We start from the raw sequence: 20,078 nt of genomic DNA, 5'->3' as shown, positions 1-20,078 counted from the left end.
CGCCATTATTGGCGAAGAGGGATAATTCACAAAGCGTATAGTTTAGGTGGTTTATCAACTGTTGATAAACCACCCAGGCATTTTCAAATAGTTAATCATCCGCTAAACACTGCAAATGCCCATGGCGCACACCGCGCTGGGCAATCACGTCGTCGGCAAAATGCTGCACCTCGGCCATGTCTCCTTTCAGCACCGCAATCTCCAGGCAGTCGTCATGGCTGATATGCACATGCAGCGTGGCGACGGAGAGATCGTGATGATGATGCTGGGTGGCCACCAGCCGGCTCGCCAGTTCGCGTTTTTCATGCTCGTAGACATATGACAGGACGGCATAACCGCGCCGCGGCTCCGACGGCGCGGGATCCTGGTTGAGGGCGTCGCGCAGAATATCGCGTACCGCCTCCGAACGGTTGTGGTAGCCGCGGCGGGCGCTGAGCGCATCGAGAGCGGCCAGCAGGTCATCATCAAGGGTCAGGGTTACGCGCTGCATGGCATGGCCTCGTTGAGCAGAGTGGCAGGAAAAGGTGGCAGCACCGCCTGCTGGAGCGCCTGTCCGGCAGGGGAGCGCAGGCGCAGCGGTAGACTGACCGTTGCGGTTTCGACGATGCGTCCGTGCTCCATCACCAGCACCCGCTGGCAAAAGCGCTCCACCAGCCGCAGGTCGTGGGTAATGAACAGGCAGGCGGTGCCAAACCGGGCCTGCAGGCGCTTCAGCAGGGCGATAATCTCCACCTGCAGCAGCAGATCGAGATTCGAGACCGCTTCATCCAGGATCAACAGCTGCGGCCGCACCGCCAGGGCGCGAGCCAGGCAGACGCGCTGCAGCTGTCCGCCGCTGAGCTGCGCCGGGCGTTTATCGAGCAGCGTCGTGGAAAGGTCGACCGCGTGCAGCATCTCTTCCACCCGCCGTGCGCGCTCCTCGCGCGACAAGCGGAACAGATGGCGCAGCGGCTCGCTGACGATCTCGCGCACCGTTTTGCGCGGATTCACCGCGCTGAAGGCGTCCTGAAACACCAGCTGAATATCACGGCGGAAGGCGCCGATGGCCTCACCCTTCAGGGCGGTCAGCGGTGTGCCGCGCCAGACAATATCGCCGTGCTGCGGCGTTTCCAGGCCCACCAGCATCCGCGCCAGGGTGCTCTTGCCGCAGCCGCTGCGCCCGAGCAGGGCCACCGTTTCGCCGGGGGCGATGGCGAGTTGGATCTCGTGCAGGACCCTGCCGTGGCGGGGGTAATCGTGGCTCACCCCGTTGACGCTGAGTAAATTCATGCTGTTTTCTCCAGTCCGTACAGCGCCAGATGCGCCGCCAGCAGGCGCTGGCTCAGCGGGTGCTGTGGGGCGCTGAACAGCGTGTTTACATCGCACTGTTCAACGAGGCGACCGTTCTCCATGACCGTCACGTCATCCGCCAGCCGCGCCACAACGCCCATGTCATGCGTCACCAGCAGCAGCCCCAGACCGCGGCTGGCGACGATATCCGCCAGCAGATCGAGGATCCGCGCCTGGGCGATGGCATCGAGGTCGGTGGTCGGCTCGTCGGCGATGATAAAGGGCGCGCGGCTGAGCAGGGCGAGGGCGATCATCATCCGCTGCAGCATGCCGCCGCTCATCTCGAAGGGATAGCGGCTGAGCAGCGAGCGCGGATTATCCAGACCCACCTCTTCCATCACCGCCAGCAGGGCGGCGTCATTCGCTTCGCGTCCCGCCGCCCGGCAAGTTTCCCGGGCGTGGGCGGCCATGGTATGCAGCGGATTAAAGGCGCTGCGTGGGTTCTGCATGATGGTAGCGATAGTCGCGCCGCGCAGCTGTTCGCCGTGCACCGGCATGCCGTCAAGCAACACCCGGCCGGCGGTCTGGCTGACGCCGGGCGGCAGCAGGCCCAGCGCGGCGGCGCAGGTAAGCGATTTCCCGCTGCCGCTGCTGCCGAGCAGCGCCAGCACCTTGCCGCGGCGCAGGGTAAGAGAGACGTCGCTGACCAGCGGGCGGTCGGCGGCAAGGGCGATCTGTTGCAGTTGGATCTTTTGCGGCATCAGTGGCTATGCTCCGCGATCAGGTGAGGATCGAGGCGATCGCGCAGCGCGTCGCCCAGCAGGTTAAAGGCCATCACGCTGATGAACAGCGCCAGCCCCGGCCAGACCATCTGCAGCGGCTGGGTCCAGATATACTGCCGGGCGTCGTTGATCATCACCCCCCATTCCGCCGTCGGCGCGCTGACGCCGAGGCCAAGGAACGACATACCGGCCACGTGAAGCATCATATGGCCGATATCCAGTGAGGCGAGCACCAGCAGCGAGGGGATCACCGCCCCTGCCAGATGGTCGCTGAACAGCCGCCACTGGCTGGCGCCGCTCAGGCGGGCGGCGAGGATAAATTCGCGCTGGCGCAGGGAGACCACCAGATTACGCACCATTCTGGCGTACCAGGCCCAGTGCGATAGCGCAATGGCGAGGATCACGTTGGTCAGCCCGGTGCCGAGCACCCCCACCATAAAGAACGACAGGATCGAGGTTGGAAAGGTCATAAACAGTTCGGCGAGGCGCATCAGGCCGCGGTCGGCGCGGCCGCCCAGCAGCCCGGCGCTGCCGCCAACCGCCAGACCGATCAGCAGCACCAGCAGCAGGCAGGCCATTACCGCCCCCAGCGAGACGCGGGTAGCGGCCAGCAGGCGCGAGAAAATATCCCGTCCTAGATGATCGGTCCCCAGCCAGTGCGCTGCCCCTGGCGGCAGCAGTCGCTGCTGCAGGTTAATCGCCGCCGGATCCCAAGGTAGCCACCAGCCGCTGCCGATGGCGATGACCGCCAGCAGCGCAATAACCAGCATGGCCAGTTTCACCGGCCAGCGGAAGTTTCGCAGCCATCTCATACGCTCACCTCCTCATGGCGGCGCAGGCGCGGGTCGAGCGCCGCGTTGAGCACATCCACCGCCAGGTTAGCCAGCACGAACACCGTGACCATCATCAGCGTAAAGCACTGAATCACCGGGTAATCGCGATTGAAGATCGCGGAAACCGCGTAGCGGCCGACCCCCGGCCAGGCAAAGATATTTTCGATAATCATGGTGCCGCCGATCAGCTCGCCAATGTGCATGCCCATGGCGGTCACCACCGGCAGGGTGGCGTTGCGCAGGATATGCCGCCGCTCCACCTGGCGCGCGCTCAAGCCGCGCAGCCGCGCCCACACCACGTGACGCTGACTGGAGACCTCCAGCATGCTGGCGCGCAGCAGGCGGGCGTTGATCGCCAGCGACATAAAGGCGATGGAGACGGCGGGCAATATCAGGTGCTGCCAGTCGCCGTACCCCATCGCCGGAAGCCACTGCAGATGCACGGAAAAAAGCATCACCAGCAGAAAGGCCAGCCAGAAGTTCGGCATCGACACGCCGAGGAAGGCAATCAGCCGCACAGCAAAGTCAGGCAGGCGATCGCGATGGCGCGCCGCCCAGATCCCCAGCGGCAGCGAGGTGACGAGGATCAGCGCCAGCGCCGCGCCGGTGAGCAGCAGAGTGGCCGGCAGGAAGTGCAGCAGGTCATCCAGCACCGGTCGCCGGGTGGCATAGGAGAGGCCAAAGTCCAGGTGCAGCGCCCGCCACAGCCAGTGCAGATACTGCATCGCCAGCGGCTGGTTGAGCCCCAGCAGTTCGCGGGTCGAGGCGACCATCTCTTCAGTGGGCGGCAGGTTCGACAGGCGTAAATAATCCAGCGCCGGGTCGCCGGTGCCGAGCCGCAGCAGCAGAAAGATGATGGCGGAGGCGGCGAGCAGCAGCGGGATCAGCAGCAGCAGGCGGCGTAAAATATAGCGTAGCATTATGGCGTTACCGGTTTAATCTGGTCGAAAGGGATCTCGGTGCTCACCGGCGCGAACGGGATCTCCCCGACCTCCTGGCGCGCAACCGACATCAGCGAGACATAGCTGATGGGCAGGTACACCGCGTCCTGGTGCAGGCGGCTCAGCACATCGTGGTACAGCCGTTTCCGCTGCGCCTCGTCGCTGGTGGTCAGCACCTCGCTAATCTCTTTATCAATCAGCCCTTTGTCGGGCAGGCCGCGCTGGGCCTGATAATCGGCATGGGAGGGCACGCGCATCGAGCTTAAAAAGGCATGCGGATCGTAGGGGGCGCCCCAGGTGCGATTGAAGATCATGCCGAACCGCCCTTCGCGCTGGCGCGCATAGATGCTGCTCTCCTCCTCGCCCACCAGGGTGACGCGGACGCCGACCTCCCGCAGATTGGCCTGAATAATTTCGGCCATCGATTTAGCCAGCGCGTCGGTGCCGATAAACGCCAGCTCAATCGCCAGCGGTTGCCCGGCCTTTTGTCGCCAGGGCTGGCCTTCCGGTTGCTGCCAGCCGGCCTGCGCCAGCAGGGCGCGGGCTTTTGCCGGGTCGTAACGGCGCGGCGTCAGATCCTGCGGGGCGTAGGGGACCGAGGGCGCAAACAGGGTGTCGGCAACCTGCTGGGTGCCGTAGAGCACGCTATCAACGAGGGTCTGCTTGTCGACGGCGTAGTTGAGCGCCTCGCGAACCGCCTGCTCGCGGGTCGGGCCCTGGCTGGCGTTCAGCGCCAGCATCACCGTCTCCGCCGGGGCGGAGAGACGAGCCGCGTAGCCGGGGTGATGACGAAAGCGTTCGAAGGTATCCAGCGGCAGCAGCCCCTCGTCGCCGTAGAGCATGTCGATTTCTCCGGTTTCGAACGCCACCGCGCGGCTGGTGGCGTCGGGGATCACTTTGATGGTGATTTGCTGTAGCGCGGGTTTATTACCCCAGTAGCGTTCGTTGCGTACCAGCACGTCGCGCTGATTGAGCTGCGAACTCGCCAGTCGCCACGGCCCGGTGCCGATCGGGGCTTTGATGCCGTTGGCGGTGCCGCCATCGATAAACTGCGAGGGGGCGATAAAGCGGAACGGGCGGGGTAGGGCCAGCTCTTGGAGTAAGGGGGCGTAGGCGCTTTTCAGGGTGAGCTGCAGCTCGCTGGCGCTGAGCGCCCGCACGTCGGTTATCTGATTGGCGAGCTCAAGCCAGGCGTGGCGTTGGCGGTTGGCGAGCACCGCCTGGAAATTAGCCGCCGCGGCCTGGGCGTTAAAGGGTTCGCCGTTGGAGAAGGTCACATCCTCGCGCAGGGTAAACCACCAGGTTTTACCATCGGCGGAGTGGCGCCAGCGGGTCGCCAGCCAGGGCTGCACGCTGCCGTCAGCCTGATACTTCACCAGCGGTTCATAGACCATGCTTTGGGCAAACATCTGGTTGGGCGTATAGAGATGCGGATTCAGCGGGCCGACGTTCACCGGCCAGGCGGTAGTAAGCGAGTGCTGCGCGGCCTGAGCCAGCAGAGGGGCGCAGGCGACCAGCGCCAGCAGAGTGAGGCGGAAAATAGACAAGACGGCGTTCTCAGCGACAGGAAAGTATGACGATTTTAGTGATTCATCATACTTTCGGAGTAACCTGGATCAATATTGCGCCAGAAAGTATAAGTAATCCGTATGATTATGCGCAGGGGCAGGCGCCGCCTTACCCCTCAGGGCGCCCGGAACAACCCCAGCAGCGTGGCCACCTGTTCGTCGATCGGCGCCAGATCCCGCTTGACGATCAGATGCAGCGGCGTCGCGCGGCGCGCGCCGTGGCTGAGGGGCAGCCGCTTCAGCACGCCCTGATCGAGATGGGAACGAATGCGCTCTTCCGGCAGCCAGCCGAAGCCGACCTGATACATCACTGCATCAATGGCCGCGTCAATGGTGGAGAAGGTCCAGGCGTCACGCGTCGCCTGGCCATCGCCGGTCTGGTCGGCAATGCGCACCAGCGGCCATGGCGCCAGCGCGCTATCCTCCAGCGGACCGTCGAGGGCGGCGAGAGGATGGTCGCGGTGGGCGACGGCGATAAAATCAATATTCATCAGCCACTCTCCGCGGCCGGTAATATCCTGGCGGCGGGTCAGAACCATGACATCGGCTTCCGTTCGCGCCGCGCCCTCGTCATCAATATTTTCCAGCACTTCGGTGAGTCTGACCTGAGTCTGCGAATAACGCTGCTGAAACTGGCGCAAAATGGCGAACAGCCGCTGGCGCGGGAAAATGCTGTCGACCACCAGGTCCAGACGGGTGCGCGCCCCGTTGCGCAGAGTGGCAGCATGCGTCTCAACGTAGGCGAAGGCCTGCAGCAACGGTTTGACCTGATTCAGCAGCAGTTCGCCGGCCGGGGTCAGCACCGCCCGCCGACCGGACGGCGCCAGCAGCGCCACCCCTAAGCGCTCCTGCAGCAGCGCGAGGTTATAGCTCACCGAAGACTGACTGCGGTTGGTCTCCTCCGCCGCTCTGGCAAAGCTCCCGAGTTCCACTACCTTTTCCAGTAATGCCCACTGCTCCAGGGTTGTCTTGTGCATAATCAATCTAAAATTTGGATGTATTTAATCCAAACATAGCGTTATTCATTCAATTTTTAAAGACGTATGCTGTCCTCAACAACACAGAGGAGAATAAATGATGAGCACTTTCGACAAACATGACCTCAGCGGCTTTATCGGTAAACATCTGGTCTACACCTACGACAACGGCTGGAACTACGAAATTTACGTCAAAAACGGCCACACCCTCGACTACCGTATTCACAGCGGCATCGTCGGCAATCGCTGGGTGAAAGATCAGGAAGCGTACATCGTGCGGGTGGGGGAAAGTATCTACAAAATCTCCTGGACCGAACCGACCGGTACCGACGTGAGCCTGATCGTCAACCTGGGCGATAAACTGTTCCACGGCACCATCTTCTTCCCGCGCTGGATCATGAATAACCCGGAAAAAACCGTCTGCTTCCAGAACGATCACATTCCGCTGATGAATTCTTACCGCGATGCCGGCCCGGCCTACCCGACAGAAGTGATTGACGAGTTCGCCACCATCACCTTCATTCGCGACTGTGGCGCAGATAATGATGAGGTAATTAATTGCCCGGCGAGTGAATTGCCTGCGGATTTTCCTGCAAATTTGTAATTAAGCAGAAATAACTTTGTGATCTGCGCTAACTTTTTGTCATCAAGCGTGACAAAGACAGCGTCATTAATTGTTATCTGGTTTAACCCCCGTTTACTTTCCGCGATAGCGTTCCTGTTTGCTTTTCCAGACAGGAACGTTTTTTTGTCAAAATTCTGCCATAAATAAAACCTATCATTCTGTTTATTAATGATTTATTTGGCTATGCTGAGAAAAGATTAATTTCTTAATATTATCCTAAGCAAGGTCAACTACATTAATAGTGGTCGAAATACCCTGAAATGGAATGCCGCGCTGAACTCACTTCATTTTAATTTCGTTTAAGTCCACAGGCGCAGGATATTTTATTCTAACGACCCTGATTTGTGCGTGGGTCATCTACAGAACAGGATGATGATGAGCGATTTTTTGCCTTTTTCGCGCCCGTCGATGGGCGACGCAGAGCTGGCAGCGCTGCGTGAAGTTTTAGCGTCGGGCTGGATCACCACCGGGCCGAAGAATCAGGCACTTGAAGCGGCATTCTGCCAGTTGACCGGCAACCGCCACGCGATTGCCGTCAGTTCAGCGACCGGCGGGATGCACGTGACCCTGATGGCGCTGGGTATTGGCCCCGGCGATGAAGTCATTACGCCGTCCCAGACCTGGGTCTCCACCCTCAATATGATCTGCCTGCTGGGCGCCACGCCGGTGATGATCGATGTCGATAACGACAATCTGATGATCACCCCTGAGGCGGTGGCAGCGGCGATCACCTCGCGGACCAAAGCGATTATTCCTGTGCACTACGCGGGGGCGCCAGCCGATATCGACGCCATTCGCGCGGTGGGCGAGCGCCATGGCATTCCGGTGATCGAAGACGCCGCCCATGCGGCGGGGACCCACTATAAAGGCCGCCACGTAGGCTGGCAGGGGACCGCGATTTTCTCGTTCCACGCGATCAAAAATATGACCTGCGCTGAAGGCGGGCTGGTTGTCACCGACGACGACGAGCTGGCCTCCCGCATCCGTAGCCTGAAATTCCATGGCCTCGGCGTGGACGCCTATGACCGCCAGACCCACGGCCGCGCGCCGCAGGCGGAGGTGATCGCTCCGGGCTTTAAATACAACCTTGCCGACATCAACGCCGCGCTGGCGCTGGTCCAGCTGGAAAAACTGCCTCACGCCAACCAGCGCCGGGCGGAAATTGCCCAGCGCTATCTGCGCGAACTGGCGGACACGCCGTTTACGCCCCTGAGCGTCCCGGCCTGGGATCACCAGCACGCCTGGCATCTGTTTATCATCCGCGTCGATGAGGCTGCGTGCGACATCAGCCGCGACGCGTTGATGGAAAAGCTGAAGGCGATGGGTATCGGCACCGGTCTGCACTTCCGTGCGGCCCATACGCAAAAATATTACCGCGAGCGCTTCCCTGAGGTTTCCCTGCCGAATACCGAATGGAACAGCGCCCGCATCTGTTCTCTCCCGTTGTTCCCGGACATGACCGATGACGATGTCACTCGCGTCATTTCCGCACTGCGCCAGCTGTCAGGACGTTGATATGCTTACTTACCCTCCCGTGAAGAAGGTCTCGGTGGTTATCCCGGTTTATAACGAACAGGATAGCCTGCCGGAGCTGCTTCGTCGTACGGAAACCGCCTGCGCCACGCTGGGGCGGCAATATGAAATTCTGCTGATCGACGATGGCAGCAGCGACGATTCCGCGCGCATGCTCACCGAAGCCGCCGAGGCGGAAGGCAGTCACGTCGTCGCCGTGCTATTAAACCGTAACTACGGCCAGCACTCGGCGATCATGGCCGGCTTCAGCCATGTGACGGGCGATCTGATTATTACCCTTGATGCCGACCTGCAAAACCCGCCGGAAGAGATCCCCCGGCTGGTGGCGAAGGCGGATGAAGGTTACGACGTGGTGGGCACCGTCCGTCAGAACCGTCAGGACAGCATCTTCCGCAAAACCGCCTCGAAGATGATCAACCGCCTGATCCAGCGCACCACCGGCAAAGCGATGGGCGACTACGGCTGCATGCTGCGCGCCTACCGTCGCCACATTATCGACGCGATGCTCAACTGCCACGAGCGCAGCACCTTTATCCCGATTCTGGCGAATACCTTCGCCCGTCGCGCGGTGGAGATCCCGGTGATGCACGCCGAGCGTGAATTCGGCGACTCCAAATACAGCTTTATGCGCCTGATCAACCTGATGTACGACCTGGTGACCTGTCTGACCACCACGCCGCTGCGTCTGCTCAGCATTTTCGGCAGCGTGATAGCCCTGCTGGGCTTCGCCTTCGGCCTGCTGCTGGTGGTGCTGCGTCTGGCCTTCGGCCCGCAGTGGGCGGCGGAAGGGGTGTTTATGCTCTTCGCCGTGCTGTTTATGTTCATCGGCGCCCAGTTTATCGGTATGGGCCTGCTCGGGGAGTATATCGGACGCATCTATAACGACGTGCGCGCGCGTCCCCGCTACTTTATTCAACGTGTTGTTCGCCAGCCGGAAACGGCATCTAAAGAGGAAGATCGTTCATGAAAGCCGTAGTCTTCGCTTATCACGATATGGGCTGCACCGGTATCCAGGCTCTGCTGGACGCCGGGTATGATATCGCTGCTATTTTCACCCACCCGGATAACCCTGGCGAAAACCATTTCTTTGGCTCCGTGGCGCGCCTTGCTGCCGAGCAGGGCATTCCGGTGTGGGCGCCGGAAGACGTGAACCATCCGCTGTGGATTGAGCGTATCCGCGAGATGAAGCCGGACGTGCTGTTCTCCTTCTACTACCGCAATCTGCTGGGCGATGAGATCCTCCGTCTCGCGCCGAAAGGGGCGTTTAACCTGCACGGTTCGCTGCTGCCGAAATATCGCGGCCGCGCGCCGCTGAACTGGGTGCTGGTCAATGGCGAAAGCGAAACCGGCGTCACCCTGCACCGGATGGTGAACCGCGCTGACGCGGGGGATATCGTCGCCCAGCAGGCCGTGGCGATTGGCCCGGATGACGCCGCCCTGACGCTGCACCGCAAGCTGTGCGCCGCCGCCACCGGGCTGCTGGGCCAGGCGCTGCCGGCGATCCTCGCCGGAACCACCGATGAACGTCCGCAGGATCACAGCCAGGCGACCTATGTGGGGCGTCGTACCCCGGAAGATGGCCGCCTCGACTGGGAGCAGTCGGCGCAGACCCTGCACAATCTGGTGCGCGCCGTCTCCGATCCGTGGCCGGGCGCCTTCGGCTACGCCGGCGCGAACAAGTTTATCGTCTGGAAATCCCGCGTCCGTCATGATCTGCCGGCAGCTAAGCCGGGTACCGTTATCTCCGTTGCGCCGCTGATCGTGGCGTGCCAGGAGGGGGCGCTGGAGATTGTCACCGGTCAGACCGAACGCGGGGTGTACATGCAGGGCGCCCAGCTGGCGCAGGGGCTGGGCCTGGTGTCCGGGGCGGTGATCAGCAGCAAACCGGTGGTGGCGGTTAAGCGTCGCACCCGGGTGCTGATCCTCGGCGTCAATGGCTTTATCGGTAACCATCTGACCGAACGCCTGCTGCAGGACGACAACTATGAGATTTACGGCCTGGATATCGGCTCCGACGCCATCAGCCGTTTCCTCGACTGCCCGCGTTTCCACTTTGTGGAAGGCGATATCAGCATTCACTCCGAGTGGATCGAATATCACATTAAGAAATGCGACGTGGTGCTGCCGCTGGTGGCCATCGCCACCCCTATCGAGTACACCCGCAACCCGCTGCGCGTCTTCGAGCTGGATTTCGAAGAGAACCTGAAGATCATCCGCGACTGCGTGAAATACAATAAGCGCATCATCTTCCCGTCGACCTCGGAAGTGTACGGCATGTGCACTGATAAAAACTTCGACGAAGACACTTCCAATCTGGTGGTCGGGCCGATCAACAAACAGCGCTGGATCTACTCGGTCTCCAAGCAGCTGCTGGACCGCGTGATCTGGGCCTACGGCGATAAGAATGGCCTGAAGTTCACTCTGTTCCGTCCGTTCAACTGGATGGGGCCGCGTCTGGATAACCTCAACGCCGCGCGTATCGGCAGCTCCCGCGCCATCACCCAGCTGATCCTCAACCTGGTGGAAGGCTCGCCGATCAAGCTCATCGAAGGCGGTAAGCAGAAGCGCTGCTTCACCGACATCAGCGATGGTATCGAAGCGCTGTTCCGCATCATCGAGAACAAAGACGGCCGCTGCGACGGGCAGATCATCAACATCGGTAACCCGGATAACGAAGCAAGCATCAAAGAGCTGGCGGAGATGCTGCTGGCCTGCTTCGAACGCCATCCGCTGCGCGATCGCTTCCCACCGTTTGCCGGCTTCCGCGAAGTGGAAAGCAGCGACTACTACGGCAAGGGCTATCAGGACGTTGAGCATCGCAAACCGAGCATCCGCAACGCCAAACGCTGCCTGAACTGGGAGCCGAAGGTGGAGATGGAAGAGACCGTTGAGCATACGCTGGACTTCTTCCTGCGCACGGTTGAACTGGTGGACGCTAAAAATCCATGAAACAGGTCGGCTTACGCATAGATGTCGATACCTTTCGCGGCACGCGGGACGGCGTTCCGCGGCTGCTGGACCTGCTGGGTCAGCACGGGATCCGGGCAAGCTTCTTCTTCAGCGTCGGGCCGGACAATATGGGGCGCCACCTGTGGCGCCTGGTAAAACCGAAGTTTCTGTGGAAGATGCTGCGCTCCAGAGCGGCCTCGCTGTACGGCTGGGATATTCTGCTGGCCGGCACCGCGTGGCCGGGACGCCGCATCGGCGCGGGGAACGAGGCGGTGATCCGCGCTGCCGCCGAGTCTCATGAAGTGGGCCTGCACGCCTGGGACCACTACAGCTGGCAGGCGTGGAGCGGCGTCTGGCCGCAGGAACGGCTGACGCTGGAGGTTGAGCGCGGCCTGCTGGAGCTCGAACGCATCATCGGCCGGCCGGTCACCTGCTCGGCTGTCGCCGGCTGGCGCGCCGATCAGCGAGTGGTGAAAGCCAAAGAATCCTTCGATTTCCTCTACAACAGTGACTGTCGCGGCACGCGGCCGTTTCTGCCCCAGCTCGGCAGCGGTGTCTCCGGTACGGTGCAGATCCCGGTCACGCTGCCGACCTGGGACGAGGCGGTGGGCACGGCGGTGGATATCGCCGGCTTTAACCGCTATCTCCTCGACTGCATCCATCGCGACCCAGGCGTGCCGGTCTATACCATTCACGCCGAAGTGGAAGGCATTGCCTACGCGGATCAGTTCAATGAACTGCTGACCGTGGCGGCGGAAGAAGAAATTCAGTTTTGCCCACTGAGCCAGCTGTTGCCCGCTGACTTTAGCGAGCTGCCGTCTGGCAAAGTGGTTCGGGGTGAACTGGCTGGCCGGGAAGGCTGGCTCGGACGTGAACAATTACTGACTTCGGGTGTTTGATGAAAAGCATTCGCTATGGCGTCTCTCTGATTGCGCTGTTTGCGCTGTATTACCTGCTGCCGCTTAATTTCCGTTTGCTCTGGCAACCCGATGAAACCCGCTACGCGGAGATCAGCCGTGAAATGCTGGCCACCGGCGACTGGGTGGTGCCGCATTTTCTCGGATTGCGCTATTTCGAAAAGCCGATTGCCGGTTACTGGATCAACAGTATCGGTCAATGGCTGTTTGGCCATAATAACTTCGGCGTACGCTTTGGGTCGGTCTTCGCCATCACCATGACCGCCGTGCTGGTTGCCTGGCTGGCGTGGCGCGTCTTTCGCGACAAAAAGGTAGCTGTCCTGTCGCCGGTGATTTTTCTCACCGCGATGCTGGTGTATGCGATTGGCACCTATGCGGTGCTGGACCCGATGATCACCCTGTGGCTGGCGCTGGCGATGTGCAGTTTCTGGGGCGCGACGCAGGCGCAGAGCCGCAGCGGCAAAATACTGGGTTACGCGCTGCTGGGCGTCGCCTGCGGTATGGGGGTGATGACCAAAGGCTTCCTTGCGCTGGCGGTGCCGGTAGTGGGCGTTCTGCCGTGGGTGATCGCCCGTCGACGCTGGCGTGAAGTGCTGACCTACGGTTGGCTGGCGGTGGTCGTCTGTACGCTGGTGGTGCTGCCCTGGGGGCTGGCTATTGCCCAGCGCGAGCCGGACTTCTGGCGCTACTTCTTCTGGGTCGAGCATATTCAGCGTTTCGCCGAAAAAGACGCCCAGCACAAAGCGCCGTTCTGGTACTACATCCCGTTCCTGATCGCCGGCAGCCTGCCGTGGCTGGCCCTGCTGCCGGGGGCGCTGAAGCGCGGTTGGCTTGAGCGCGATGAGGCCCGCGGCGCGCTGTATCTGTTAGGCTGGGTGGCGATGCCGCTCCTGTTCTTCAGCATCGCCAAAGGCAAACTGCCGACCTATATCCTGCCGTGCTTTGCGCCGCTGTCGATCCTGATGGCGCGCTACGCGCTGGAGGCGGCGAATACCGGCGCGAAAGCGTTACGGGTCAACGGGATGATCAACCTGGGCGTCGGCCTGCTGGGGCTGATCGCCGTGCTGGTGGTCTCGCCCTGGGGCGTGATGCATAAGCCGGTGTGGACCAAGATTGAGCTGTATAAATGTCTGCTGGCGGCGATCGCCTTCGCCGTCTGGGCGCTGATGGGCTGGCTGGCGATGAAAGACGCTGGCCGCCGCTGGAGCCTGGCGGCGCTTTGCCCGCTCGGCCTGGCGCTGCTGGTGGGCTTCGCCATCCCGGACCGGGTTATCGACAGCAAACAGCCGCAGTTCCTCGTGGATATCGTCAGCGAATCCCTGCAGCCCAGCCGCTACGTCCTGACCAACAACGTCGGGATCGCCGGCGGCCTGGCCTGGGAGCTGAAGCGAAGCGATATTATTATGTTCGACAAACAGGGTGAGCTGAAGTACGGTCTCGACTGGCCGGACGCTCAGGGAAGCTTTGTCAGCCAGGCCGGGTTTGCCGACTGGCTGGCCGCGCATCGTCAGCAGGGGCCGGTCTCGCTGGTGCTGTTGATGGATAAAGGAGAGAGTATGCTCGACTTACCGTTACCGAAACCCGATAACGCTTACGAGCTGGGGCGGGTCGTTTTCCTTCAGTATCTGCCGCAATGAGCGTCTGGATCTGTCTGGTGTTCGCCAGCCTGCTGAGCTGCGCCGGACAGCTGTGCCAGAAACAGGCGACCCGCCCGTCCCGTCGCGGACGGCGGAGTCGTCATATACTCTTCTGGCTGGGGATGGCGCTGTTATGCCTCGGCTGCGGCATGCTGCTGTGGCTGAGCGTCCTGCAGTCAATTCCGGTGAGCATCGCCTATCCGATGCTGAGTCTGAACTTCGTCTGGGTCACCCTCGCGGGCTGGGGCATCTGGCATGAGCCGGTCGCTCCCCGCCACTGGTTTGGCGTCGGGTTGATCGTCGTGGGCATTGTCATTCTGGGGACCAGCGTCTGATGGGCTTTCTCTGGGCATTATTCAGCGTCGGCCTCGTCAGCGGCGCGCAGCTGCTGCTGCGCAGCGCCATGGTGGTGTTGCCGCCGCTGACCGATATTCTGGCGTTTCTCCAGCATCTGCTGCATCTCCAGCCCGGCACCTTCGGCCTGTTTTTCGGCCTGCTGGGCTACCTGCTGTCGATGGTCTGCTGGTACTTTGCCCTCCACCGTCTGCCGCTGTCGAAAGCGTATGCGCTGCTGAGCCTGAGCTATATCCTCGTTTGGGCCGCCGCCATCTGGCTGCCCGGCTGGCACGAGCCGTTCCACTGGCAATCGCTGCTGGGCGTGGCGATTATCGTCGCCGGCGTATTGACCATCTTCTGGCCGGTGAAACGCCGCTAGCCGGGGAGCCGGCTTTTGGGGCGCCCCGGGCCGAGCAGGATCGCCAGCTTGCTGCCCCCGACGGTGGTCTCCATCCAGATTTTACAGACGCTGGTTAACGGCACCGAGAGCAGCATTCCCACCGGCCCCAGCAGCCAGCCCCAGACCAGCAGCGACAGGAACACCACCAGGGTCGACATCCCCAGCCGGTGGCCCATCATGCGCGGCTCCACCATGTTGCCCAACACCATATGCACCACCAGAAACAGCGCCCCGACCAGCAGGCACTCATAGATGCCGCTGAACAGCAGCGCCTGCAGCATGGGCGGGATGGCGGAGATGGCGGATCCGATATTCGGCACATAGTTCAACAGGAACGCCAGCACCCCCCACATCAGCGCGAACTGCACCCCCATCGCCAGCAGCCCCAGCCAGACAATCAGGCCGGTCCACAGGCTGATCAGCGTTTTCAGCGCCAGATAGTGGGTGACGCCTTTCAGCGCCCGGTGCAGCCCGGCGATATGCAGGCGAGGGTTATTGAGGGCAAAACGCAGTTTGTAGGGCAGGTGGCGAACCTCAAACAGCATAAAGATCACCGTCATCACCAGCAGCACAATGCTGGCCATCGCCCCGGAAAGCTGGGTCATCAGCGTCGTGGCCCAGGTCATCAGCCGTTCTGAATCCATACGTCGCAGCATGCGCTCCGGATTGATATGCAGGTTGAGAAAGGGGAGATACTCCTGGAGCTGGACGATCTTACGCGTCAGGGCGCGGTTGAAATCGGGCAGCATGGCGACAAAGTCATTGAGCGACGCCGCCAGCACGCCAAGCAGCGCGGTCAGCATGACCAGCATTGCCGTTACCACCAGCGTAATGGCGAACGGGCGCCGCACCCCGCGGCGAATGAACCAGGTGACCAGCGGGTTGAGGACGATAGCGAAAAACAGCGCCAGCAGGAGCTGCACCAGAATATCGGCGGCGGCGTGGATCCCGGCGAGGATAATCACCAGCGCCGCCAGCTTAAGTAAAATATGGAGCCCGGCTTTATCAGCCTGCGGAGGGGACATAGGTATTCCTTTTGTGAGTCGCGCCTGATAAGTGTAGCGGTTCGCTGGCTGCCAATATTCCGAAAGGCGAGCGGCTTTTCCGCCATCATCTTTTGATCGCTTAAACCACGCCGCTGAAATGTTGAATGCGCGCGTCCGTCAGCGTGAACGGCGTCGGCGTACAGACCGCAATACTTAACCCATCGTGCAGAATCTGGCTGAGCGACAGCGGGCCGTGACAGGCGCTGTCAACGGAGGCCATCTGCCAGGCGCTGCCGCCGCGCTGTTTCACCAGCGCCTCTTTGCGCGTCCAGATACGCCAGAAGACCGTGAGCTGCTGCGCCGGCGAAGCCTGCGCCAGTTCCTGGTGCTCGCTTTCGCTGAACAGGGCGTTAGCCAGGCGGCGCCAGCCTTCGCGCGGGCGAATCACTTCGATGTCGCAACCCACCTCGCCTTTATCGCTGAGCAGCAGGGCAATATCGTCGCCGCTGTGGCTAAGGTTAAACCACAGCCCGCGCGCGACGGGGAAGGCAGGCTTGCCCTGTTCGCCAAGCTGAATATCCGTCAGCGGGGCAGCCGCCTGCGCCAGCAGCGCGCGGCCGGCAAGCCAGCTGGCTCGTCGCGGTCCGTTCGGCGCCTGCGCCATCAACGCAGGCGGTAACGGCAGGGCGCTAAGGGCGGAGATCTTACCCAGAAAAAGCTGATACATTTCAAGGCCAGCGTCGAATAATGATTGAGGTGTTAATGCCGCCGAAGGCGAAGTTGTTGCTCTGCAGGAATTCACACTCCAGTTTGCGCTTTTCCCCCATGATGTAATCCAGTTCGCCACAGTTGGCGTCCGGCTTATGGAGATTCAGCGTTGGCGCAAACCAGCCTTCGCGCATCATCTGCAGGCTCATCCACGCTTCTAACGCCCCGCAAGCGCCAAGCGTATGGCCGAAATAGCTTTTCAGCGAAGAGATCGGCACGCTGTCGCCGTAAACGGCCGCCGTTGCCTGGCTTTCCGCGATATCGCCGCGATCGGTGGCGGTGCCGTGGGCCGAAATATAGCCGATGTCACGGGGGCTTAAGCCCGCCATGTTTAGCGATTGTTCCATGCAGATCTGCATGGTTTCGCGCTGCGGCTGGGTAATATGGGCCGCATCGCAGTTAGTGGCGAACCCGACGATTTCACCGTAGATGGTTGCGCCGCGCGCTTTGGCATGCTCGAGATCTTCAAGGATCAGCGTGCCGGCGCCTTCGCCAATCACCAGACCATCTCGCTGTTCATCGAACGGAGAGGGGGTGAGGGCCGGTTCGTCATTGCGTTGGCTGGTGGCGAAGAGGGTATCGAATACCGCGGCTTCCGAAGGACAGAGCTCCTCGGCCCCGCCGGCCACCATCACCGTTTGGTAACCATGGCGAATGGCTTCCCAGGCGTAGCCAATCGCCTGGCTGCCGGAGGTGCAGGCGCTGGAGGTGGGGATCACGCGCCCCCGCAGACCGAAGAATAATCCGGTATTCACCGCGGTAGTATGCGGCATCATCTGCACATAGGTAGTGCCGGTGATATTGTTGGTATGTTTCTCCGTCAACATGGTGGCGAACTCGCTCACCGGACCGGTACTACCGGTTGACGAGCCGTAAGCGATGCCGGTTTGGCCGTTGGTCAGCACGGTGTCGCCGATAAGCCCGGCCTGCTCCAGCGCGAGCTCAGTGGCGCGGGTGGAGAGTCGCGATACCCGCCCCATCGCGCGGATACGCTTGCGGGTATAATGCTCCGGCAGGGTGAAATCGTCGATTGGCGCCCCCAGCAGCGTATGCAGTCCATCATACGCCAGCCATTCCGGCATCTTACGCACCGCATTTTTATATTCCCGCAGCCTGGTGGCGACATCCTGCCAGTTTTCGCCAAACGCGGTCACCCCGCCCATCCCTGTAATGACCACCCGGCGTATCATAGCATCCCCCCGTTGATGGAAATGACCTGGCGGGTGACGTAGCCCGCGATATCCGACATTAAATAGCTGGCAAGCCCGGCCACCTCGTCGGCCTGACCCATGCGTTTCATCGGGATCATGGTCATCGCCTCTTTCAGCGCGTGCTCTTCCATGTCAATCATCCCGGTGTCGATAAGACCCGGCGCAATACAGTTAACGGTGATTTTGCGTTTTGCCAGTTCTATCGCCAGCGCTTTGGTGGCGCCGATAATGCCCGCCTTGGCGGCGCTGTAGTTGACCTGGCCGCGGTTGCCCATGACGCCGGAAACCGAGGAGAGGGTGATGATACGTCCGCCCTGGCGCGCGCTAATCATCGGCATGATGCAGGGATGAATGACGTTATAAAAACTGTCGAGGTTGGTGTGGATCACGGCGTCCCAGTCGTCATCGCCAAGCGCCGGGAAGGCGCCGTCGCGGGCGATGCCGGCGTTGCTGACAATGCCATACCACGCGCCATGGTCGGCCATATCCTGCTCCAGTACCTCGCGGCATTGCTGACGATCGGCGACGTCAAAACTCAGCAGCCGGCCGTCGCCGCCAGCGGCGGTTATCGCCTCCAGCGTCTGTTGCGCCCCCGCGCGGTCGCGATGATAGTGGACGCCCACCACAAAACCGTCCGCTGCCAGCTGGCAGGCGATAGCGCGACCGATGCCTTTGCTGGCGCCGGTAACCAAAACTGAACGACTCATTCTGACGCTCCTTGTTGAAATAAAGTGCTAAGTTCTTCTGTTGTGGGCTGGAAGGTGTTGACCCGCCCGCTGGCCAGGACGTCATCGTCCGCCATAATGGTGCCTTCGAAGCTGCCGAAACGTTCATCCTGCATCAAGAGCTTCACGCTGATGGACAGCGTCTTTCCGCCCGGCAGGCTCCCGGCCGCGCAAACCAGTTCGCGCGCGCCCAGCACCATGCCTAAAGCGAGCGATGTTTGTCCTTGCTGCTGGCGGTGCCAGCCGGACCAGACGCCGACGGTCTGCGCCATTAATTCAAGGGCGAACCAGCCGGGAAGATCGCCGTTGGTATCGAGAAATGGCTCCAGAACGCTGCCGGGTGAGACCGCGACGCGGCAGGTGGCGGTGTCGGCAGTCACCGCCTCGACCTCTTCCAGCAGCAGCATCGGCGCGTCGTGCGGCAGGTAACTGCCGGGTGATAAAAAGTGGCTCATGACATTCTCCCGAGCAGGATGCTGGTGTTATTGCCGCCAAAGGCAAAAGAGTTCGACAGGATAACTGGCCGCGACAGCGGCTGCGGATGTTCAATGAGCCCGCACGGCGGTAGCGTGTCATCCTGCGGAGACTGACTGAAATCCTGTGCCGGTAACAACAGATTGCGCTGCAGGATCAGCATGCCGATGGCGGCCTCGGTGATCCCCGCCGCACCCAGCGTATGTCCGGTCAGATGTTTGGTGGAACTACAGGGCACCCTTTCGCCAAACAGCGCGTTGATCACCCGGGCTTCTATCTGGTCGTTAAGCCGCGTAGCGGTGCCGTGCAGGTTAATGTAACCCACCTGCTCCGGCATGATGCCCGCGTCGTCCAGCGCCTGCTGAATGGCGCGCATCGCCCCTTCTCCTTGGGGATGCGGGGCGGAAATATGCCAGGCGTCGCTGGATTCGCCGATACCCAGCAGCGCGATGGGCTGCGGCTCGCGGGTCAGCAGCATCAGCGCCGCCCCTTCGCCGATGGTGATCCCGCTGCGGTCGCGGCTAAACGGCTGGCACTGCGTCGTGGAGAGCGACTCCAGGCTGTGAAAGCCGTTGATGGGCATCCGGCTAAGGGTATCCGCGCCGCCGACGATCGCCACATCCGCCAGCCCCGCCTCAATGAGCCGCCGTCCGCTGATTATCGCCCGCGCGCTGGAGGAGCAGGCGGTTGACAGGGTATATGCCGGACCATCCAGCGCCAGCCAGCGGCTGAGAAAACGCGACGGGTCGCCCAGCTCCTGCTGTGGATAGCGCCAGGCCTCGCTCGCCTTGCCGTTAAGCGTCAAATTAACGTGTACGTCGCCTTCATCCAGCCCTGACGTACTGGTGCCCAACACCACGGCGACCCGAGCCCGGCCATAGCGGGCGATGGCGCGATCCACCTGCGGCTGGATCTGCGCCAGCGCCGCCAGCAGCAGCTGATTATTGCGCGAACGATGGTCGCGAAAGGTATCGGGAATGGCGGGTAGTTCGCCGTCCACCCCCGCGAAAATCGCCTGCGGATGCCCCTGTAACCACCCTTCACGCGGGCGCATGCCGGGCGCAATGCCGCGGGCCAGATTGGCGGCGATTTCATCATTATCGCGTCCCAGGGCGTTAATCATGCCGACAGCAGAAATGAAGATCAT

Annotated in this window: 21 protein-coding genes; 8 read left to right on the top strand and 13 right to left on the bottom strand. The window is 61.6% G+C overall.

The genetic code is table 11. The annotated features are described in order from the left end of the window. Window positions 1–91: 91 nt before the first annotated feature. From nikR to QLG03_RS07770, 7 genes are all read right to left on the bottom strand, one after another. Entirely contained in the window at window positions 92–490 is a 399-nt protein-coding gene (gene nikR, locus QLG03_RS07800) for a nickel-responsive transcriptional regulator NikR (protein WP_023291271.1), read from the bottom strand. Beyond that, window positions 478–1,269 carry a nickel import ATP-binding protein NikE gene (nikE, locus tag QLG03_RS07795; protein WP_255989254.1) on the bottom strand — a complete coding sequence of 264 codons (792 nt, stop codon included), beginning with the start codon at window positions 1,267–1,269 and terminating at the stop codon, window positions 478–480. The genes nikR and nikE overlap by 13 nt, the downstream gene beginning before the upstream one ends. Then, window positions 1,266–2,030, bottom strand: coding sequence for a nickel import ATP-binding protein NikD (gene nikD, locus QLG03_RS07790; RefSeq protein ID WP_023291269.1), 765 nt, complete (start codon window positions 2,028–2,030; stop codon window positions 1,266–1,268). Before nikD ends, nikE begins: the two co-directional genes overlap by 4 nt. Further along, the gene (nikC, locus tag QLG03_RS07785) at window positions 2,030–2,863 is read right to left on the bottom strand and encodes a nickel ABC transporter permease subunit NikC (RefSeq protein ID WP_023291268.1); all 834 of its coding nucleotides are present in this window, start codon (window positions 2,861–2,863) and stop codon (window positions 2,030–2,032) included. The genes nikD and nikC overlap by 1 nt, the downstream gene beginning before the upstream one ends. After that, entirely contained in the window at window positions 2,860–3,804 is a 945-nt protein-coding gene (nikB, locus tag QLG03_RS07780; RefSeq protein ID WP_023291267.1) for a nickel ABC transporter permease subunit NikB, read from the bottom strand. Before nikB ends, nikC begins: the two co-directional genes overlap by 4 nt. Next, window positions 3,804–5,372: a nickel ABC transporter substrate-binding protein gene (nikA, locus tag QLG03_RS07775; protein WP_048335502.1), complete on the bottom strand. Its 1,569-nt coding sequence runs from the start codon at window positions 5,370–5,372 to the stop codon at window positions 3,804–3,806. Before nikA ends, nikB begins: the two co-directional genes overlap by 1 nt. A gap of 137 nt (window positions 5,373–5,509) precedes the next feature. Then, window positions 5,510–6,370 (bottom strand): LysR family transcriptional regulator, encoded by an 861-nt coding sequence (locus QLG03_RS07770; RefSeq protein ID WP_255989250.1) that lies wholly within the window; start codon window positions 6,368–6,370, stop codon window positions 5,510–5,512. 97 nt (window positions 6,371–6,467) lie between these two features. On the opposite strand from QLG03_RS07770, the gene QLG03_RS07765 reads away from it, so the two are divergent. The 8 genes from QLG03_RS07765 to arnF all read left to right on the top strand — a co-directional run bounded on the left by QLG03_RS07765 (window position 6,468) and on the right by arnF (window position 14,746). Continuing rightward, window positions 6,468–6,974, top strand: coding sequence for a phenolic acid decarboxylase (locus QLG03_RS07765; RefSeq protein WP_012540376.1), 507 nt, complete (start codon window positions 6,468–6,470; stop codon window positions 6,972–6,974). Between the two features lie 396 nt (window positions 6,975–7,370). Continuing rightward, complete coding sequence (arnB, locus tag QLG03_RS07760) at window positions 7,371–8,510, top strand: UDP-4-amino-4-deoxy-L-arabinose aminotransferase (RefSeq protein ID WP_255989248.1); 1,140 nt, start codon at window positions 7,371–7,373, stop codon at window positions 8,508–8,510. Between the two features lies 1 nt (window position 8,511). Further along, a complete protein-coding gene (arnC, locus tag QLG03_RS07755) occupies window positions 8,512–9,495 on the top strand; it encodes an undecaprenyl-phosphate 4-deoxy-4-formamido-L-arabinose transferase (protein ID WP_023291263.1) in 984 nt (327 codons plus the stop codon). Further along, window positions 9,492–11,477 (top strand): bifunctional UDP-4-amino-4-deoxy-L-arabinose formyltransferase/UDP-glucuronic acid oxidase ArnA, encoded by a 1,986-nt coding sequence (arnA, locus tag QLG03_RS07750; protein ID WP_023291262.1) that lies wholly within the window; start codon window positions 9,492–9,494, stop codon window positions 11,475–11,477. The genes arnC and arnA overlap by 4 nt, the downstream gene beginning before the upstream one ends. Then, window positions 11,474–12,376 (top strand): 4-deoxy-4-formamido-L-arabinose-phosphoundecaprenol deformylase, encoded by a 903-nt coding sequence (gene arnD / locus QLG03_RS07745; RefSeq protein WP_255989245.1) that lies wholly within the window; start codon window positions 11,474–11,476, stop codon window positions 12,374–12,376. The genes arnA and arnD overlap by 4 nt, the downstream gene beginning before the upstream one ends. Next, window positions 12,376–14,031 (top strand): lipid IV(A) 4-amino-4-deoxy-L-arabinosyltransferase, encoded by a 1,656-nt coding sequence (gene arnT / locus QLG03_RS07740; RefSeq protein WP_110238015.1) that lies wholly within the window; start codon window positions 12,376–12,378, stop codon window positions 14,029–14,031. The genes arnD and arnT overlap by 1 nt, the downstream gene beginning before the upstream one ends. Next, window positions 14,028–14,366, top strand: coding sequence for a 4-amino-4-deoxy-L-arabinose-phosphoundecaprenol flippase subunit ArnE (arnE, locus tag QLG03_RS07735; protein WP_023291259.1), 339 nt, complete (start codon window positions 14,028–14,030; stop codon window positions 14,364–14,366). The genes arnT and arnE overlap by 4 nt, the downstream gene beginning before the upstream one ends. Next, complete coding sequence (gene arnF / locus QLG03_RS07730) at window positions 14,366–14,746, top strand: 4-amino-4-deoxy-L-arabinose-phosphoundecaprenol flippase subunit ArnF (protein ID WP_032454284.1); 381 nt, start codon at window positions 14,366–14,368, stop codon at window positions 14,744–14,746. Before arnE ends, arnF begins: the two co-directional genes overlap by 1 nt. Here the strand turns inward: arnF and QLG03_RS07725 are convergent. From QLG03_RS07725 to QLG03_RS07700, 6 genes are all read right to left on the bottom strand, one after another. Further along, a complete protein-coding gene (locus QLG03_RS07725) occupies window positions 14,743–15,792 on the bottom strand; it encodes an AI-2E family transporter (protein ID WP_004202085.1) in 1,050 nt (349 codons plus the stop codon). The two genes, arnF and QLG03_RS07725, sit on opposite strands and share 4 nt — an antisense overlap. Window positions 15,793–15,892: 100 nt before the next feature. After that, complete coding sequence (gene acpT, locus QLG03_RS07720; RefSeq protein WP_255989242.1) at window positions 15,893–16,480, bottom strand: 4'-phosphopantetheinyl transferase AcpT; 588 nt, start codon at window positions 16,478–16,480, stop codon at window positions 15,893–15,895. Between the two features lies 1 nt (window position 16,481). After that, entirely contained in the window at window positions 16,482–17,711 is a 1,230-nt protein-coding gene (locus tag QLG03_RS07715) for a beta-ketoacyl-ACP synthase (RefSeq protein WP_023291256.1), read from the bottom strand. Beyond that, the gene (locus tag QLG03_RS07710; protein ID WP_023291255.1) at window positions 17,708–18,439 is read right to left on the bottom strand and encodes a 3-ketoacyl-ACP reductase FabG2; all 732 of its coding nucleotides are present in this window, start codon (window positions 18,437–18,439) and stop codon (window positions 17,708–17,710) included. Before QLG03_RS07710 ends, QLG03_RS07715 begins: the two co-directional genes overlap by 4 nt. Continuing rightward, window positions 18,436–18,912 (bottom strand): hypothetical protein, encoded by a 477-nt coding sequence (locus tag QLG03_RS07705; protein WP_023291254.1) that lies wholly within the window; start codon window positions 18,910–18,912, stop codon window positions 18,436–18,438. The genes QLG03_RS07710 and QLG03_RS07705 overlap by 4 nt, the downstream gene beginning before the upstream one ends. Beyond that, window positions 18,909–20,078, bottom strand: a complete 1,170-nt coding sequence (locus tag QLG03_RS07700) for a beta-ketoacyl-[acyl-carrier-protein] synthase family protein (protein WP_087827781.1) — start codon at window positions 20,076–20,078, stop codon at window positions 18,909–18,911. The genes QLG03_RS07705 and QLG03_RS07700 overlap by 4 nt, the downstream gene beginning before the upstream one ends.

Source organism: Klebsiella sp. V115_8, assembly GCF_029967715.1.
GTDB classification, from domain to species: Bacteria; Pseudomonadota; Gammaproteobacteria; order Enterobacterales; family Enterobacteriaceae; genus Klebsiella; species Klebsiella quasipneumoniae.
The sequence above is the reverse complement of the archived record's forward strand: the minus strand, read 5'-3'. Positions and strand labels throughout refer to the sequence as shown.

Coding starts and splice junctions, on each gene's coding strand:
- nikR (WP_023291271.1), bottom strand. CDS start 490: ATGCAGCGCGTAACCCTGACCCTTGATGATGACCTGCTGGCCGCTCTC.
- nikE (WP_255989254.1), bottom strand. CDS start 1,269: ATGAATTTACTCAGCGTCAACGGGGTGAGCCACGATTACCCCCGCCAC.
- nikD (WP_023291269.1), bottom strand. CDS start 2,030: ATGCCGCAAAAGATCCAACTGCAACAGATCGCCCTTGCCGCCGACCGC.
- nikC (WP_023291268.1), bottom strand. CDS start 2,863: ATGAGATGGCTGCGAAACTTCCGCTGGCCGGTGAAACTGGCCATGCTG.
- nikB (WP_023291267.1), bottom strand. CDS start 3,804: ATGCTACGCTATATTTTACGCCGCCTGCTGCTGCTGATCCCGCTGCTG.
- QLG03_RS07770 (WP_255989250.1), bottom strand. CDS start 6,370: ATGCACAAGACAACCCTGGAGCAGTGGGCATTACTGGAAAAGGTAGTG.
- QLG03_RS07765 (WP_012540376.1), top strand. CDS start 6,468: ATGATGAGCACTTTCGACAAACATGACCTCAGCGGCTTTATCGGTAAA.
- arnB (WP_255989248.1), top strand. CDS start 7,371: ATGAGCGATTTTTTGCCTTTTTCGCGCCCGTCGATGGGCGACGCAGAG.
- arnC (WP_023291263.1), top strand. CDS start 8,512: ATGCTTACTTACCCTCCCGTGAAGAAGGTCTCGGTGGTTATCCCGGTT.
- arnA (WP_023291262.1), top strand. CDS start 9,492: ATGAAAGCCGTAGTCTTCGCTTATCACGATATGGGCTGCACCGGTATC.
- arnD (WP_255989245.1), top strand. CDS start 11,474: ATGAAACAGGTCGGCTTACGCATAGATGTCGATACCTTTCGCGGCACG.
- arnT (WP_110238015.1), top strand. CDS start 12,376: ATGAAAAGCATTCGCTATGGCGTCTCTCTGATTGCGCTGTTTGCGCTG.
- arnE (WP_023291259.1), top strand. CDS start 14,028: ATGAGCGTCTGGATCTGTCTGGTGTTCGCCAGCCTGCTGAGCTGCGCC.
- arnF (WP_032454284.1), top strand. CDS start 14,366: ATGGGCTTTCTCTGGGCATTATTCAGCGTCGGCCTCGTCAGCGGCGCG.
- QLG03_RS07725 (WP_004202085.1), bottom strand. CDS start 15,792: ATGTCCCCTCCGCAGGCTGATAAAGCCGGGCTCCATATTTTACTTAAG.
- acpT (WP_255989242.1), bottom strand. CDS start 16,480: ATGTATCAGCTTTTTCTGGGTAAGATCTCCGCCCTTAGCGCCCTGCCG.
- QLG03_RS07715 (WP_023291256.1), bottom strand. CDS start 17,711: ATGATACGCCGGGTGGTCATTACAGGGATGGGCGGGGTGACCGCGTTT.
- QLG03_RS07710 (WP_023291255.1), bottom strand. CDS start 18,439: ATGAGTCGTTCAGTTTTGGTTACCGGCGCCAGCAAAGGCATCGGTCGC.
- QLG03_RS07705 (WP_023291254.1), bottom strand. CDS start 18,912: ATGAGCCACTTTTTATCACCCGGCAGTTACCTGCCGCACGACGCGCCG.
- QLG03_RS07700 (WP_087827781.1), bottom strand. CDS start 20,078: ATGATCTTCATTTCTGCTGTCGGCATGATTAACGCCCTGGGACGCGAT.